Origin of the sequence: Halopseudomonas aestusnigri (genome assembly GCF_002197985.1) — a bacterium.
Classification (GTDB): domain Bacteria; phylum Pseudomonadota; class Gammaproteobacteria; order Pseudomonadales; family Pseudomonadaceae; genus Halopseudomonas; species Halopseudomonas aestusnigri.
Genome location: NZ_NBYK01000001.1, coordinates 193,023 through 208,636, shown reverse-complemented (window position 1 = coordinate 208,636; position 15,614 = coordinate 193,023). Strand labels below are relative to the sequence as shown.

The following is a 15,614-nucleotide window of genomic DNA, read 5'->3' as shown; positions in this document are numbered from 1 at the left end:
AGGCAGTTACCGGGGAGGGTCTGGCAAGCTCCAGTCGATGGGTGCCAGTCCGTTACTGACAAGATAGTCGTTCGCTGCGGAAAAGTGGCCGTTGCCGATGAAGCCGCGATGGGCGGACAGCGGCGAGGGGTGCACCGAGGTCAGCACACAGTGCCGGGTTCGATCAATCTGCTCACCCTTGCGTTGGGCGTAGCTGCCCCACAGCAGAAAGACACAGTGTTCGCAGCGCTCATTGACGAGTTCGATCACCCTCGAGGTGAAACGTTCCCAGCCCCGCTTGGCGTGCGACCCGGCTTGGCCCAGCTCGACCGTCAGCACTGCGTTAAGCAGCAATACGCCCTGCTCTGCCCATGACTGCAGGCAGCCATGCTGCGGTATTGGCAGACCAAGATCGCGATTGATTTCCTTGAAGATATTGCGCAGCGACGGCGGCGTACGCACCCCCGGCGGCACCGAGAAGCTCAAGCCGTGCGCCTGCCCGGGGCCGTGATATGGGTCCTGCCCGATGATCACCACCCGCACCTTGTCCAGCGGCGTTGAATTGAGCGCATTGAAGATCAGCGCACCCGGCGGAAAGATCGCCTTGCCCGCCGCCTTTTCGGCCTGCAGAAAATCGCGCAGCTGCTGCATGTAGGGCTGCGCGAACTCGCCCTGAAGGGCATCAAGCCAGTCTGGCTTCAACTGCACTGCCCGTTCCGTCATGGGTTACTCCGCCAGCGGTACCGCCTGATTGACGCAGCGGACCACGCGATCACGGCTATCCCTGAGCACCCCGGAAAGGCCGTTCATATTGCTGGCGTGCAGCACCAGAATGCCGTCGACACATTCGGCCTCGTGCTTGGCCGGATTACGGCGCAGACTGCCCGCCTCCTCCGAACCGACCGTTACCACCCGATAGTCGGCAAGCTCCAGCCCTTCCTCCGGGTTGACGATCTTCAGATAGCCGTACAAATGCAGCACGGCGACCGTGGCAATCACGGTGATAATGGCCGTGAGAATGATCGGCAGCTTGTTGATTTCCTGCGCTTGCGACATCGGTTGCTCCAATTACAGAATGTTGGCGTAGTCGGCTTCGACTCGATCCAGACTGAGGTTGTTCAAAAACCCTGAAAAACACATCCAGGCACTCAGGGCGTTGAGATCGGCAAAGGGCGCCGGCAGGTAGCGCGGCGGAACCACCAGCCCCTCGTCCACCAACTGCCCCAGGGTACGCATATCCTCCAGCGTGGTCTTGCCACAGAACAACAACGGAATCTGCTGCAGCTTGCCCTTGCGCACCGCCAGCTGGATGTAGTTGTAAGTCAGGATAAAGCCCTTCAGATAAACCAGATCCTTGGTGAACGGCAGGCCGTCACTGGCCGAGCCCCGGAACACTCGGCTGGTGTTGTTGTAGCTGTCGTCACGGGAATAGCCTTCGTCCCGATAGAACTGAAAGACATCAAGAAAATCACCACCGGTCTCGGCAATCTGAATCGCCCGGGTACGGTCGGTCAGCTTGCGCAGGCGTGCCGGATAGGAGTTGAACGTCAGGACCTCCATCAGAATGGCCAGCCCTTCCTGGGTCACCGTGGACGACGGCGGCCCCTTGGCCAGGAAGGTGCAGATCGGCTGGTGCTGGCCGTTGAGACTGGTCGCCACATGCACCATCCCCTCGTGCACAGCCAGAATGTTCAGGTCACGCTGGTTGAACATTGCATCGCTGCGGATCTTGATGTAATCGGCACCCGCGGCGGCATCAGCGACGATACCGTCGGACTCGAACACGCGCACCGCCTGGTCGTCCGGAAACGCCTCGTTCATGCGTGCCTGGAGAATCTGCACCGCCTCCGGCGCCGCGATGGTTTTCGGGTCGCGCGCCAGTTCGGTACGGGCAATGTTCTTCAGCGATTCGCTGAGCATGATGCCCAGGTCGGTCAAGGTCGGATCGCCGGCGTGAAAAGCGTCCGATGCCGCGCCATAGAGCTCCTGCGAGATCAGCCCAAAATCCTGGGTACCGCGTGCCTCAAGCATGCGGATGACCATGCGGTATTCCCGGCACATGCGCCGCATGATCTGGCCAACCGGGTTGAAGCTGCCCAACTGACGAGTGATATCACGCTCGATATCCTGAAAAATCTGCCGCCGTTCAGCCGGATCAAAGCTCAGCGGACGCTGGGCGTAATAGTCCGCATTGACATCAGGAAGCGCCTTGCAGCGCTTCTTGAGGAAGGTGTCGCGGATACTGTCGTCCCACTTGATGGCATCCAGCACCCGAATCGGCGCCTGCGCCTCGACAATCCGATCAGACAGACTGCGGATGACCAGCTGATACTGCTCACTCTGTTTCACGGGGGGCTCCCTTTGGTCGCAGCTTCAAGCCTTAAGCCGCAAGCTACAAGCTGTCCGTGCATTCACGCAATCTCGCAGACCACACGGACAACCTGATGCTCATCATAGTCCTGGACAGCACGAACTACTTGCCGCTTGACGCTTGCAGCTGGCGGCGAAGCCGCCTATACCGTTTCTGGCCGCATGTGCGGGAACAGGATGACGTCGCGGATCGACGGCGAGTTGGTCAGCAGCATGACCAGGCGGTCGATACCGATCCCTTCACCGGCGGTCGGCGGCATGCCGTATTCCAGCGCGCGAACGAAGTCGGCGTCGTAGTGCATGGCCTCATCATCACCCGCGTCCTTCTCGGCCACCTGGGCGAGGAAGCGCTCGGCCTGGTCTTCGGCGTCGTTAAGCTCCGAGTAGGCGTTGGCGATCTCACGGCCACCGATAAACAGCTCGAAACGATCGGTGACGTTCGGGTTGTCGTCATTGCGGCGCGCCAGCGGCGAGACTTCGAACGGGTATTCGGTGATGAAGTGCGGCTGCTCCAGCTTGTGCTCGACCAGCTCCTCGAAAATCATTACCTGCAGCTTGCCCAGCCCCTCGTGACCAAGCACCTTGGCGCCGGCCTTCTTGGCGATGGCGCGGGCCTTTTCGACGTCATTGAGATCGTCGGCGGTTATCTCCGGGTTGTACTTGAGAATGGAGTCATACACCGACAGACGCACGAAGGGCTCGCCGAAGTGGAAGACCTTGTCGCCGTAGGGCACGTCGGTGGAGCCCAGCACCGCCTGCGCCAGCTCGCGGAACAGCTCCTCGGTCAGGTCCATGTTGTCGCGGTAGTCTGCGTAGGCCTGATAGAACTCAAGCATGGTGAACTCGGGGTTGTGACGGGTCGAGACACCTTCATTGCGGAAGTTGCGGTTGATCTCGAACACCTTCTCGAAGCCGCCAACTACCAGACGCTTGAGGTACAGCTCCGGCGCGATGCGCAGGAACATCGGCATATCCAGGGCGTTGTGATGGGTCTCAAATGGCTTGGCCGCCGCGCCACCCGGAATGGTCTGCAGCATCGGGGTTTCCACTTCCAGGAAGCCGCGGTCGTTGAGGAACCGACGGATATGCGCGATCACCTGTGAACGCACGCGGAAGGTATGACGCGCTTCCTCGTTGACGATCAGGTCAACGTAGCGCTGACGGTAGCGCTGCTCGGTATCGGTCAGGCCGTGATGCTTGTCCGGCAGCGGGCGCAGTGACTTGGTGAGCAGACGCACGTCCTTCATGTGTACATAGAGATCGCCCTTGCCGGAGCGCGCCAGAGTGCCTTCAGCGGCGATGATGTCACCCAGATCCCAGGTCTTGATCGCTTCCAGGGTCTCGGCCGGCAGCCCCTTGCGGTCAACATAGACCTGCAGACGGCCGGAACTGTCCTGCAGCACCATAAAGGCACCGCGGTTGAGCATGATACGTCCGGCGATCTTGACCGGGATTGCTGCTGCCTCCAGCTCTTCCTTGCTCTTGCCCTCATAGGCCTTCTGCAGGTCGGCGCACAGGCTGTCGCGGCGGAAGTCGTTGGGGAAGGCGATACCCTGTTCGCGAGCAGCGGCCAGTTTGGCCTTGCGCTGGGCGATCAGCTGATTCTCTTCCTCGTGATGGGCTTGCAGGTCTTGCGGCTGGTCGGTCATGTCAGTGAAATCCCGGAAAAAATCAATTCAGTTAGCGGCCCGCAGCGCGGGCCTCGGCGGATTGCCGTGCGGCGCTCGGCTTACAGGCCCTGTTTCAGGCTGGCCTCGATAAACTCGTCGAGATCGCCGTCAAGTACCGCGTTGCAGTTGCTGTTCTCGATACCGGTGCGCAAATCCTTGATGCGCGACTGGTCGAGCACATAGGAGCGAATCTGGTGGCCCCAGCCGATATCGGACTTGGTGTCTTCCAGCGCCTGCGCAGCCTCGGTACGTTTCATCATTTCCAGTTCGTACAACTTGGCCCGCAACATCTTCATTGCGTGGTCCTTGTTGGCGTGCTGCGAACGCTGGTTCTGGCAGCTGACCACGGTGTTGGTCGGAATATGGGTAATCCGCACCGCCGAGTCGGTGGTGTTAACGTGCTGACCACCCGCCCCGGACGAGCGATAGGTATCCACCCGCAGATCCGCCGGGTTGATGTCGATGTCGATATCGTCGTCGATCTCGGGTGCAGCAAAAACCGCAGAGAACGACGTGTGACGACGGTTGCCGGAGTCGAACGGGCTCTTGCGCACCAGTCGATGCACGCCAATCTCGGTCCGCAACCAGCCAAAGGCGTATTCACCGCGTACGTGAACGGTCGCACTCTTGATGCCGGCGACTTCGCCCTCGGACAGTTCAACGATTTCGGCATCAAAACCATGCTGATCGGCCCAGCGCAGGTACATGCGCAGCAGAATGTTGGCCCAGTCCTGCGCTTCGGTCCCACCGGAACCGGCCTGAATATCCAGGTAGCAGTTGTTGGCGTCCATCTCACCACTGAACATGCGGCGGAATTCGAGCTTCTCAAGCGACTCTTGCAGACGCTGCAACTCGCTTACCACATCATCCACCGCGCCCTGGTCGCCCTCTTCGGCGGCCATTTCCAGCAATTCGCCGGCATCCGCCAGGCCGCTGCTCATTTCATCCAGGGTTTCAACGATCTGCGCCAGTGCAGCGCGTTCACGCCCCAGGTTCTGGGCGCGCTCCGGGTCGTTCCAGACACCGGGATCTTCCAGCTCACGCTCTACTTCGGTCAGACGATCACGCTTGTGATCGTAGTCAAAGATACCCCCTGATGGTTTCAGAGCGGCTTCTCAGGTCTTTGATGGTGTTCAGAATCGGATTGATTTCCATGGTGACGAATCCCGGCAGGAAAAAGCCGCCATTGTAGCGGAATTCAGTCGCCGCGTGCAGCCGTCATGCCCGCTGAGCAAAGGCCCGCAGATAAACCAGCGTGCCCAGGCCCCAGAGCGCATTGAGGATGAATCCGATGGCAAAGCGCGGCGCAAACAGCTGCCAGTCCAGACCATAGCCCTTGAGTGGAAATACCAGCAACAGGGCAACCAGAGTCAGCACGATCCCGCCAAACAGGGCCGCCTTGAGCCAGACCAGCGGCTTGCCCATGCGCGCCAGCGCCAGCACCAGAACAATCCCCCAGATACCACCCCAGAATGCCGAGGACACCACAGAAGGCACTGCCAGTGGCGCAACCGGCTCGAGGGAAAACGCAGGGAAAGGCACCACCCCGGCGGCATGCAGCAGCGCCAGTGCAGGCTGATGAAAGCTGAATACCGCAAGAAATCCGGCAATGAACGCAAGCACCCCGTGACGCATGAGACCCCCACTCGATACGCTGAACGTTACTGCACTATAGCAGCCTGATGATCAGCCGCATTGACGACAGGCGGCTTGAGCGACAGCCGCTCCAGAACCGGATAGATATCCAGCGCCGACTGCGGCCGACTGAACCAGAAGCCCTGCACGAAGTTGCAGCCCTCGTTGTGCAGAAAATCCATCTGCTCCGGGGTCTCGATACCTTCGGCGATGACATCCATATCCAGCCCTCGCCCCAGGCCGATGATGGCGCGGCTGATCGCCTTGAGGCGCTCATCGTCAGGCGCCCGGGTAATAAAGCTCTTGTCGACCTTGATAATGTGCAACGGGTAGCGGTGCAGATACCCGAGCGAAGAGAAACCGGTACCAAAGTCATCCAGCGCAATGCGGATCCCCATACTCTCCAGCTCCCGCAGGGCGGCCAGGGTATCGGGGACGTCGCGCATCAGCAGGCTCTCGGTGATTTCCAGCACCAGGCTGGACGGCGGCAACCCGGTTTCCCGCAGGATTTGCGCCACCCGATTGGGGAAGCCCTGTTCCTGCAACTGCCGGCTGGACAGGTTGACCGAGCAGCGCAAGGTGCTGAGCCCTTGTTGCTGCCACTGACGCACCTGGGCACAAGCCTGTTGCAGGACCCATTCACCCACCTCGACAATCTCGCCCGACTCTTCCAGAACCGGAATAAATTCGTCCGGAGACACCAGCCGCGCGCCCTGCCGCCAGCGCAGCAATGCTTCAACACCGACAGCATGGGCACGTCCGGCGGAAACCTGCACGATGGGCTGATAGAACAGCTCGAACTGACGCTGCGCCAGTGCCTCGCTGAGTGCGTTTTCAAGATTCAGGCGCTGATTCACCTCTTCCTGCAGCGCCTCGCTGTAGAGCGCCAGCTGCGACTTGCCGAACGCCTTGGCCCGATACAGGGCAAGATCCGCCTCGCGAAGCACATCCTGCTGGCCACCATAGCCCTTGAGAGGAGCCACGCCGATACTGACGCTGACCGACAAGCGCCGAGAGGCCGCGATGATCGGGTACTGCAATGCGTGCATGATACGCTTTGCCACCACTTCCGCATCGCCGGCCACGGCCATGTCATCCAGCAACACCACAAATTCATCACCACCAAAGCGCGCCAGGTGATCGCCCGGGCGCAGGCAGCGCTCAATCCGCTTGGCGACCTGAATCAGCACCTGATCACCGACCTGGTGTCCAAGGCTGTCATTGATCAGCTTGAAGCGATCCAGGTCGATAAACAGCACCGCCGCATGACGTGCCCCCGGCTTGGCCTGACGCTGCAGCGCCTGGGTCAGCAGCTGGCTGACCTGCTGCCGGTTGGGTAACCCGGTCAGCTCGTCGTGCAAGACCATGTGCGCCAGCTCCTGCTCGGTCTGCTTGCGCTGGCTGATATCGGTCAGCGACCCGGCCAGCAGGTGCTCGCCGTGCAGATCGGTGGCCGCTACGCCACGGATCATTACCCAGAGCAGGCGCCCCCAGCTGTCACGCATTTCGCACTCGACATGCAGATACGGCTGACGACCATCAAGGTGCGCCTGTACCGCCGCAAGGAACCCGCCGCGCTGCAGCTCGGGAATCAACGCCGCCCAATCGACAAGGGTACGTGGAGCACGCCCCGCGTCCAGTCCGAGCATGGCCAGCCAGCGCTCCGATAGATGCAGCCGATCGTCCTCGACATGCCACTCCCAGAGCCCGTCACTGGCACCCTGAACAGCGCGGGCGTAGCGATCCTCACTCGCCTGCAGCGCCATCTTGCCGGCACTGGAGTAGGTATCGACGGTCAGACTGAGATCAAAGAAGGCAACCTTCAGCAGACTGCCATAGAGCTGTTCGGCCAGCTTCGGCTCATCACGCCACTGCCGGTTAATGGCCCGATGCATGAAATCAAGATAGAAGTGAAAGGCCGCCAGATACCACTTGAGGTCCACGCCCAGGCGCTCATGGGTCAGCCCCACCAGCAGGCGCAGACGCACGTACTGCAGGTCATACGGGCCGCGCAGCAGTTGCCGGAAGTAGGTTTGCTGCTGCCCCTTCAGAGCGGTCAGGCGGCCGGGATGGGAAAGCAACCTGGCCGGCTCGTCAAACTGTTCCAGATGCTGGAGCAGCGCCTCGATGCATTCCGCATGCAAGTGATCGAGCGTCGGCAGGTGGGCACCCAGGCAGTCGAACCCGGTGTCATTAATCAGCAGCAGGCGCAGCCGTTGCCTCACCTCATTGGGGTTCAGCCCAAGGTGACGCTGCATATTCAGCAATTGCTGCTTCAGGTCCGGCACGTCCTTGCCCCCAAGCGCGCCCGACTTATCCTCGGGCAAAAAGAATGGTGATGCATTTGTGATCTCTGTATCACTGCATGAAAACCAAAAGCGCCCGGCAGGTCAATCCCCTGAATACGTCAATCTAGACGTCGCTGACCGGTTCGAGATGACGAACCATCAGTTGCAGGCTCTGACGCCCGCGAAATTCATTGATATCCAGCGTGTAGGCCAGCAGCACCCGACTGACGGATGCATTGGGCCAGCACTGCGGGTCAATGTTGAAGGCAATCGCATCAAGAGGCTGCGCATCGCCCGGCACGCGCAATACCAGCTTGAGGTGCCGTTCGCCGACCAGCCGTTGCTGCAGCACCTGAAACTCGCCATGAAACAGCGGTTCGGGGAAATGCTGCCCCCAGGGTCCGGCTTCGCGCAGGGAGGCGGCGATATCCATCGACAGATCACTTGCCTGCAGCTCGCCATCGGAGAGCAGCCGCCCGGTCAGATCCTCAGCCTGCAGCTGACGTCGCACTTCAGCATCAAAGGCCGCGGCAAAGGCCGGAAAATCCACCTCACGCAGTGACAATCCGGCCGCCATGGCGTGGCCACCAAACTTGCTGATCAGCTCGGGGTGACGCGCCGCGACCGCGTCCAGTGCATCACGGATGTGCAGCCCGCTGACCGAACGTGCCGAGCCCTTGACCATGCCATCGCCGGCATCGGCAAAGGCGATCACCGGGCGATGAAAGCGGTCCTTCAGGCGCGAGGCCAGAATGCCGATCACCCCCTGATGCCATTCCGGATCGAACAGACACAGCCCGAACGGCAGCGCAGTTTCGTCCAGCTGCATGCTTTCCAGGGTCTTCAGCGCCTGCTGCTGCATGTCGCGCTCGATTGCCTTGCGGTCACGGTTGAGTGCGTCCAGTTCACGGGCCATATCCAGCGCCAGCGACTCGCTATCGGTCAGCAGGCATTCGATCCCCAGACTCATGTCGTCCAGGCGACCGGCCGCGTTCAGACGCGGGCCAACAATAAAGCCGAGATCGGTCGAAACCAGCCGCTCGCGCGGGCGCCCGGCCACCTCCAGCAGCGCGAGAATCCCCGGGCGGCAGCGCCCGGCACGAATGCGCGCCAGCCCCTGATGCACCAGAATGCGGTTATTGGCATCCAGCGGCACCACATCCGCCACCGTACCAAGCGCCACCAGATCCAGCAGTTCGGCCAGGTTCGGCTCCGCTCGCCCGGTTTCGGCAAACCAGCCACTGTCACGCAGCGCCGCCCGCAGCGCCAGCATGACGTAAAAAATCACCCCGACGCCGGCCATCGCCTTACTGGCAAAGCCACAGCCAGGCTGGCTCGGATTGACGATGGCGTCGGCTGCCGGCAGCTGTTCGCCGGGCAAGTGATGATCCGTCACCACCACCTGCAACCCGGCCGCCTTGGCGGCGGCAACGCCGTCGATGCTGGAGATGCCATTGTCGACCGTCACCAGTACGTCCGGCGAGCGGGTCAGCGCTACCTCAACAATTTCCGGCGTCAGACCATAGCCGTACTCGAAGCGGTTGGGCACCAGATAGTCGACCTGCGCCGCCCCCAGCATGCGCAGCGCCAGCACGGCAACGCTGCTGGCCGTGGCGCCGTCGGCGTCGAAGTCACCCACAATCAGGATCGACTGGCGCGAACGCAGCGCCTGCTCCAGCACCGCGACCGCCCGATCAATACCAAGCAGGCCATTAAACGGCAACAGAGCCTGCAACCTCCGGTCCAGCTCTGCCTCGTTCAGCACGCCGCGGGCGGCATACAGGCGTGTAAGCAACGGCGGCAGACTGCCCAGGGCGGGCAGCGCAGGCGGTAAGGGGCGGGTTTCTATCTGCATCGGCTCAACGCTCGCCCTGCAACCATTCGATCGGCAGCTCGTGCTGCAGATCGCCATCGCTGACGTAAAGTACGCCATCGCTGATCATCACACCCCAGTCGATGCTGCGCGGCAAATCGGTAGACAGCGCCTGCAGAGGCTCCTCGGGCAGGGCCGCCACATTCAGGTTGGCCAGCGAGGCGACTGCAGACAGCTGCTTGCTGATCCATACCCGAGTATTGCCATACACCAGCACCGACACCTTCTCGGCACGGCGCGAACACCAGGTCATGCGATCGGCATCGGGTTGACCAACCTCAATCCAGTGCTCGACCCGGTCATCCAGGGTTTTCAGCCACAGCGCCGGTTCATCAACATCAGACAGACCGCGACCGAACGTCAGACGCTCGTGGTACCAGAGGGCGTAGGCCAACAGGCGAACCGCCAGCCGCTCTTCGGTCTCCGACGGGTGACGGGCAACGGTCATGCGCACGCTCTCGTACACACCCAGGTCGGTGTCGGTGATATTCAGCTGAACCTTGTAAGGGGTTGCCTGCAGGGCCATCGCAAATGTGTCCATCAGAAAAACGGGCACGCAGTGTAGCGTATTCACCCCGCCAATGCCGTGCGCAGCGCAATATGGCAAAACGCCACAAAAACTGGCCAGCGATGCTGCCGAGGGTATACTTGATGCACCCCTAAGCCACGACAGCCAACGATGCTCCTACTCCTCGTCACGCTTGCGACCATTGTCCTGCTGACCGGTGCGGCGCTCTGGCAACAGCAACGGCGCGCAACGACCTTTCGCCGGTTGCTGGAACTGTCCCCCAACGGTCTGCTGATCCTGGACCGCCGTCAGCGTGTACGCTGGCACAATCCTGCCGCCGCACTCCTGCTCGACCCCGCTGAGCAAACCGACCCGACCGGCCAACCGATAACCCGCTGGCTACCGATGCTGGATACGCTGCCGGCGCCGATGCAGCGCATGGAAACACTGCTGCGCAGGGGCGACCAGCAAACTCAGCAGGACCTGACCCGGCTGCCCGATATCGGTCGCCAGCGGATACTGCTGCTGCACCCGACGGCAGAGCAGCAAGCCGGCAGCGAGGCCATGGAGCGCTTCAAGCGCAGCCAGTACTTCGCCCGAATCGGCACCTGGGATTGGGATATCGGTACCGACCGACTGTACTGGTCGGAAGCCATCTATGGCATGTTCGGTTATCAGCCGGGAGACGTGACGCCCTCCTACAGTCTGTTCTGCGACAGCGTGCATCCCGATGACCGGGAACTGGTCAAGATCGGCGAGCAGCGCTGTATCGACACCGGCGAAAACCACGACGAGGAGTACCGGGTCATCTGGCCGGATGGCAGCGTGCACTGGGTTCGGGAAACCGGCAACGTGGTCCAGAACGAACAGGGGCAGCCGGTCAAGATGATGGGTGTCGTACGCGACATTACCGAAGAAAAGCGCTCGGTTCGGGAGCTGGAACAGCGCGCCCACCAGGACCCGCTGACCGGTCTGCCCAACCGGTTGATGCTGGAGCAGCGACTGGTTGAAGCCCTGGCCAGGGCCAGAGCCCGGCAAACGCGTCTGGCTCTCGTGTTCATCGACCTGAACCAGTTCAAGGCAATCAATGATCAACTCGGCCACGCCAGTGGCGACGAGGTGTTACTGACGGTTGCCCAGCGTCTGCGCAGCGCGGTGCGCAGCTCTGATATGGTCGCCAGACTGGGCGGGGACGAGTTTGTCGTCCTGCTTGAGGAGTTATCTCGCAGCAGCCGGGTAACTGACGAGGCCCACCAGATCAGCGAGAAACTGTTTGCCAGTCTCGCGCCGGTGATCACCCTGCAAGGGCGCGACTACCGTATTGGTGCCAGTCTGGGCGTTGCCCTGTTCCCCGATCATGCCGCCACCATGGACAAGCTGATCCATGCCGCCCACCTAGCCATGTACAGCGCCAAACGCAGCGGCAACAACCAGTACCGGCTGGGCGAGGACCTCAATACCCACGCCCACACCCTAGCGCCCTGACATCAGGTTCAGCGCCGAAGACGGCCACCCAGCGTAATCACTCCCACCAGCAGGGCACCGGCGGCCACACCGAAACCGGCATTGAGCAGGGTTGGCAGCAGCCCATCCAGCACGGTGCCGATATAGGGCAGGTCCGCCGCCCGCTCGGCGCTGTCCTCGATCCAGTGATGCACTACCGACAGGCCGTGCGTCAGGATACCCCCGCCGACCATAAACATCGCAGCCGTCCCCACGACCGATAACGTTTTCATCAGCCAGGGTGCCATATCGAGGACGCCCTGCCCGAGTCGCTGCAGCAGCGGGCTGTCCTTGCGGGTCAGCGCCAGCCCGCCGTCATCCAGTTTGACAATACCGGCAACCAGCCCGTAGACACCGATGGTCATCACCACGGCAATCCCCGCCAGTACAACCAACTGTTTGACGAAATCAGCGTCAGCTACCGTACCCAACGTGATGGCGATAATCTCGGCGGAGAGGATAAAGTCGGTGCGCACCGCGCCAGCAATCTTGGCCTTTTCCCGTTCAACCAGATCCACCTGCTCGTCCTGCAGCGCCTGCAGCGTTTGCCGGTGCTCGGCCTCGGCGTCATGCAGAAAGCGGTGCGCCAGCTTTTCTGCGCCCTCGTAACAGAGAAATGCCCCGCCCAGCATCAATAGCGGCGTGATAGCCCAGGGGGCAATCGCGCTGATCAGCAGCGCCGCCGGCACCAGAATCAGCTTATTGCGAAACGAGCCCTTGGCTACGGCCCATACCACCGGCAGCTCCCGTTCGGCCCGCACACCGGCAACCTGCTGGGCGTTAAGCGCCAGATCGTCACCCAGCACGCCCGCGGTCTTCTTGGCGGCAACCTTGGTCATGACCGAGACGTCATCCAGCACTGTTGCAATATCATCCAGTAACACAAGCAGACTGCTAGCCAATTCATCCTCCTGATCAATTCGATGCACAGCCCCGAGCACAGGCCTGAGGCGCTAAAAAAAACGGCCAGACGCCGGAGTATTGGTTCAAGTCCAACGCATGTCGGCCGATTCAGTTATACCCTGCAAGCACGCTCATCTATCCGCGCCACCAAGAGGTTGTCATGTTCGGAGCACGTCTTAAAGCAGAGCTTCAACGAAGTCAGCAACTGCTCGCAACCCAGTCGCACATCTTCAATGCAATCCGCAAGAACATCGCCTGGATCGAATTCACGCCAGAGGGCGAGATTCTCGATGCCAATGCCGCGTTCCTGAACGTTGTCGGCTATCAGCTTGAGGAAGTCCGTGGCCGCAGGCACAGCCTGTTCTGCGCACCGGAACTGGTCAACAGTAGCGAATATCGCCGCTTCTGGCAGCGCCTGGCCAGCGGCGAGAGTTTCAGTGACCGTTTTGATCGCATAGCCAAAGACGGCAAACAGGTTTGGCTGGAGGCTAGCTACATCCCGGTCATTGGCGCTAACGGCCGGGTGTCGAAGGTAGTGAAACTGGCCTTTGACATCACCCGGGAAGTACAGGCCGAACAGCAACACCAGAGTCTGCTGAATGCCATCAATCGGTCAATGGCGGTGATTGAATTCACCCAAGACGGCGAGATCGTCACCGCCAATGACAACTTTCTGCGTACCATGGGGTACCGCCTGGACGAAATCAAAGGCAAGCACCACCGCATATTCTGCAGCCCCGAGGTCGCCGGCAGCAGACAGTACGAGCAGGCCTGGCAGCGCCTGAATCGGGGTGAATTCCTCTCGGATGTCTTCCAGCGCGTTACCCGCAGCGGCCAGGTCATCTGGTTACGCGCCACCTACAACCCCCTCTACGACGCCAACGGCAGGCTCTATGGCTTCGTCAAGTTCGCCAGTGACATCACCGCTCAGATCGAGCGGCGCAACGCTGAGTCCGCCGCTGCCCAACTCGCCTTCGGGATCGCTGCAGAAACGGATGAAAGCGCGCGCACCGGCGCGGCCACTGTGCAGGAAGCAATCGTGGTGGTGCGCTCAATCGCGGGTGATCTGGACAGTGTGTCCGACCACATCAATGCGCTGAACAAACAATCGGAGCAGATCAACAGCATCGTTCAGGTCATTCGCGGCATCGCTGACCAGACCAACCTGCTGGCCCTCAACGCCGCCATCGAGGCCGCCCGCGCCGGCGAGCAGGGGCGCGGTTTCGCCGTGGTCGCCGACGAAGTGCGCAACCTCGCCGCGCGCACCGCCCAGGCCACCCTGGAGATCAACGAGGTGGTGCAGCAGAACATGGAGCTGGCCCATCGCGCGGTCGACGGCATGGCCGGCAGCCGCAGCAAGTCGGAACAGGGCGTGGTGCTGGCCAACCGGGCCGGCGAGGTGATGCTGGAGATCCGCGACGAGGCGCAGCGGGTGGTCGATGCCATCGGCCAGTTTGCAGAGGCGATCAAGCACTGAGCAGCGTTCCGCGGCCGCCGCCTTTGCCCTACACTGGCGGCCCAGCCACCGCATCCGGAGCCCGCATGAACGCCGCCAAACCCCTCGCCGGCCTCAAGGTCATCGAACTCGGCACCCTGATCGCCGGCCCTTTCGCCGCTCGAATCTGCGCCGAGTTCGGCGCCGAGGTCATCAAGGTCGAGTCGCCAAATGGCGGCGATCCATTGCGCATGTGGCGCAAGCTCTACGAGGGCACCTCACTGTGGTGGTTTGTGCAGGCCCGCAACAAGCAGTCGCTGACCCTCAACCTGAAAGATCCCGACGCCATCGACGTGCTCAAGCAACTGCTCGGCGATGCCGACATCCTGATCGAGAACTTTCGCCCCGGCACACTGGAAAAACTCGGGCTGGACTGGGATACCCTGCACGCGCTCAACCCGGGGCTGGTCATGGTACGGCTGTCCGGCTTTGGTCAGACCGGCCCGCAAAAGGACCAGCCCGGATTTGGCGCCGTTGGCGAATCCATGGGCGGGCTGCGCTATATCACCGGTTTCGAGGACCGTCCGCCGGTGCGTACCGGCATTTCCATCGGTGACTCCATCGCCGCGCTCTGGGGCGTGATTGGCGCGCTGATGGCGTTGCGGCACCGGGAGGTCAATCAGGGCAAGGGCCAGATTGTCGACGTCGCGCTCTACGAAGCCGTCTTCGCGATGATGGAAAGCATGGTGCCCGAATTCGATGTAATGGGCTTCGTGCGCGAGCGCACCGGCAACATCATGCCCGGCATCACCCCCTCCTCCATCCACACCTGCAGCGACGGCAAGGCAGTACAGATCGGCGCCAACGGCGATGCCATCTTCCAGCGTTTCATGCGCGCCATTGGCCGTGATGATCTGGCCGCCGACCCGACCCTGGCCGACAATGCCGGCCGTGACGCCAGACGCGACGAGCTGTACACGCTGATTGACCGCTGGGCCGCCAGCCTGCCACAGGAGCAGGTATTGCAGGTGCTGGAACAGGCCGAAGTCCCCGCCAGCAAGATCTATTCAGCCGCCGACATGTTCACCGACCCGCAGTACCTGGCCCGCGAAATGTTCCTCAACGCCACCCTGCCCGACGGCAAACCGTTCAAGATGCCGGGCATCGTGCCTAAACTTTCCGACACCCCCGGCAGCGCCGAATGGACCGGGCCAGCCCTGGGTGAACACACTGACAGCATTCTGCGCGAGCTTGGCTACGACGAGGCACAGATTGCCGAGCTGCGTGGGCGCGGGGCGGTCTGATTGAAGGCTCTTCGCCGGATGTCCATAAGCGCCGTGCCGTAAACACGAGGACGCAGAGCGTCCGTACAAGCGCTCCCACGCAGAGCGTGGGAGCGATCAGCAACTTGCAACGTGCTCGAATGGTGGAGTGCGCACCCTGGTTTCGT

General features: G+C 61.7%; 13 protein-coding genes. 3 read left to right on the top strand and 10 right to left on the bottom strand.

Annotation, left to right across the window (positions count from 1 at the left end):
* Positions 1 to 6 precede the first annotated feature (6 nt).
* The 9 genes from ung to B7O88_RS00995 form a co-directional block, all read right to left on the bottom strand.
* Positions 7 to 702, bottom strand: coding sequence for a uracil-DNA glycosylase (ung, locus tag B7O88_RS01035; protein ID WP_088273330.1), 696 nt, complete (start codon positions 700 to 702; stop codon positions 7 to 9).
* Positions 703 to 705: 3 nt separating this feature from the next.
* A complete protein-coding gene (locus tag B7O88_RS01030) occupies positions 706 to 1,035 on the bottom strand; it encodes a hypothetical protein (protein WP_088273329.1) in 330 nt (109 codons plus the stop codon).
* A gap of 12 nt (positions 1,036 to 1,047) precedes the next feature.
* Entirely contained in the window at positions 1,048 to 2,328 is a 1,281-nt protein-coding gene (locus B7O88_RS01025) for a flavohemoglobin expression-modulating QEGLA motif protein (RefSeq protein WP_088273328.1), read from the bottom strand.
* 164 nt (positions 2,329 to 2,492) lie between these two features.
* Positions 2,493 to 3,998, bottom strand: coding sequence for a lysine--tRNA ligase (gene lysS, locus B7O88_RS01020; RefSeq protein ID WP_088273326.1), 1,506 nt, complete (start codon positions 3,996 to 3,998; stop codon positions 2,493 to 2,495).
* An 80-nt stretch (positions 3,999 to 4,078) separates the two neighbouring features.
* Positions 4,079 to 5,174 (bottom strand): peptide chain release factor 2 gene (prfB, locus tag B7O88_RS01015; RefSeq protein ID WP_103904621.1). Its coding sequence is split into 2 segments (ribosomal slippage): positions 4,079 to 5,101 and positions 5,103 to 5,174, totalling 1,095 coding nucleotides; the frame shifts between segments, so codons are not numbered across the junction.
* A 63-nt stretch (positions 5,175 to 5,237) separates the two neighbouring features.
* On the bottom strand, positions 5,238 to 5,654 hold the full coding sequence (locus tag B7O88_RS01010; RefSeq protein ID WP_088273324.1) for a hypothetical protein: 417 nt from the start codon (positions 5,652 to 5,654) through the stop codon (positions 5,238 to 5,240).
* A gap of 26 nt (positions 5,655 to 5,680) precedes the next feature.
* The gene (locus B7O88_RS01005; RefSeq protein ID WP_235005698.1) at positions 5,681 to 7,942 is read right to left on the bottom strand and encodes a putative bifunctional diguanylate cyclase/phosphodiesterase; all 2,262 of its coding nucleotides are present in this window, start codon (positions 7,940 to 7,942) and stop codon (positions 5,681 to 5,683) included.
* A gap of 124 nt (positions 7,943 to 8,066) precedes the next feature.
* Positions 8,067 to 9,797 carry a single-stranded-DNA-specific exonuclease RecJ gene (gene recJ, locus B7O88_RS01000; protein WP_088273322.1) on the bottom strand — a complete coding sequence of 577 codons (1,731 nt, stop codon included), beginning with the start codon at positions 9,795 to 9,797 and terminating at the stop codon, positions 8,067 to 8,069.
* A 4-nt stretch (positions 9,798 to 9,801) separates the two neighbouring features.
* The gene (locus B7O88_RS00995) at positions 9,802 to 10,341 is read right to left on the bottom strand and encodes a YaeQ family protein (protein ID WP_088273321.1); all 540 of its coding nucleotides are present in this window, start codon (positions 10,339 to 10,341) and stop codon (positions 9,802 to 9,804) included.
* A gap of 153 nt (positions 10,342 to 10,494) precedes the next feature.
* On the opposite strand from B7O88_RS00995, the gene B7O88_RS00990 reads away from it, so the two are divergent.
* Positions 10,495 to 11,808 carry a diguanylate cyclase domain-containing protein gene (locus tag B7O88_RS00990; protein ID WP_160003118.1) on the top strand — a complete coding sequence of 438 codons (1,314 nt, stop codon included), beginning with the start codon at positions 10,495 to 10,497 and terminating at the stop codon, positions 11,806 to 11,808.
* An 8-nt stretch (positions 11,809 to 11,816) separates the two neighbouring features.
* On the opposite strand, the gene B7O88_RS00985 is transcribed toward B7O88_RS00990, so the two are convergent.
* Positions 11,817 to 12,728: a DUF808 domain-containing protein gene (locus B7O88_RS00985; protein ID WP_088273320.1), complete on the bottom strand. Its 912-nt coding sequence runs from the start codon at positions 12,726 to 12,728 to the stop codon at positions 11,817 to 11,819.
* Positions 12,729 to 12,889: 161 nt separating this feature from the next.
* Here B7O88_RS00985 and B7O88_RS18255 point away from each other — a divergent pair, with 161 nt between their 5' ends.
* On the top strand, positions 12,890 to 14,206 hold the full coding sequence (locus tag B7O88_RS18255; RefSeq protein ID WP_088273319.1) for a methyl-accepting chemotaxis protein: 1,317 nt from the start codon (positions 12,890 to 12,892) through the stop codon (positions 14,204 to 14,206).
* Between the two features lie 65 nt (positions 14,207 to 14,271).
* Positions 14,272 to 15,468, top strand: a complete 1,197-nt coding sequence (locus B7O88_RS00975; RefSeq protein WP_088273317.1) for a CaiB/BaiF CoA transferase family protein — start codon at positions 14,272 to 14,274, stop codon at positions 15,466 to 15,468.
* The last annotated feature ends 146 nt before the right edge of the window (positions 15,469 to 15,614 follow it).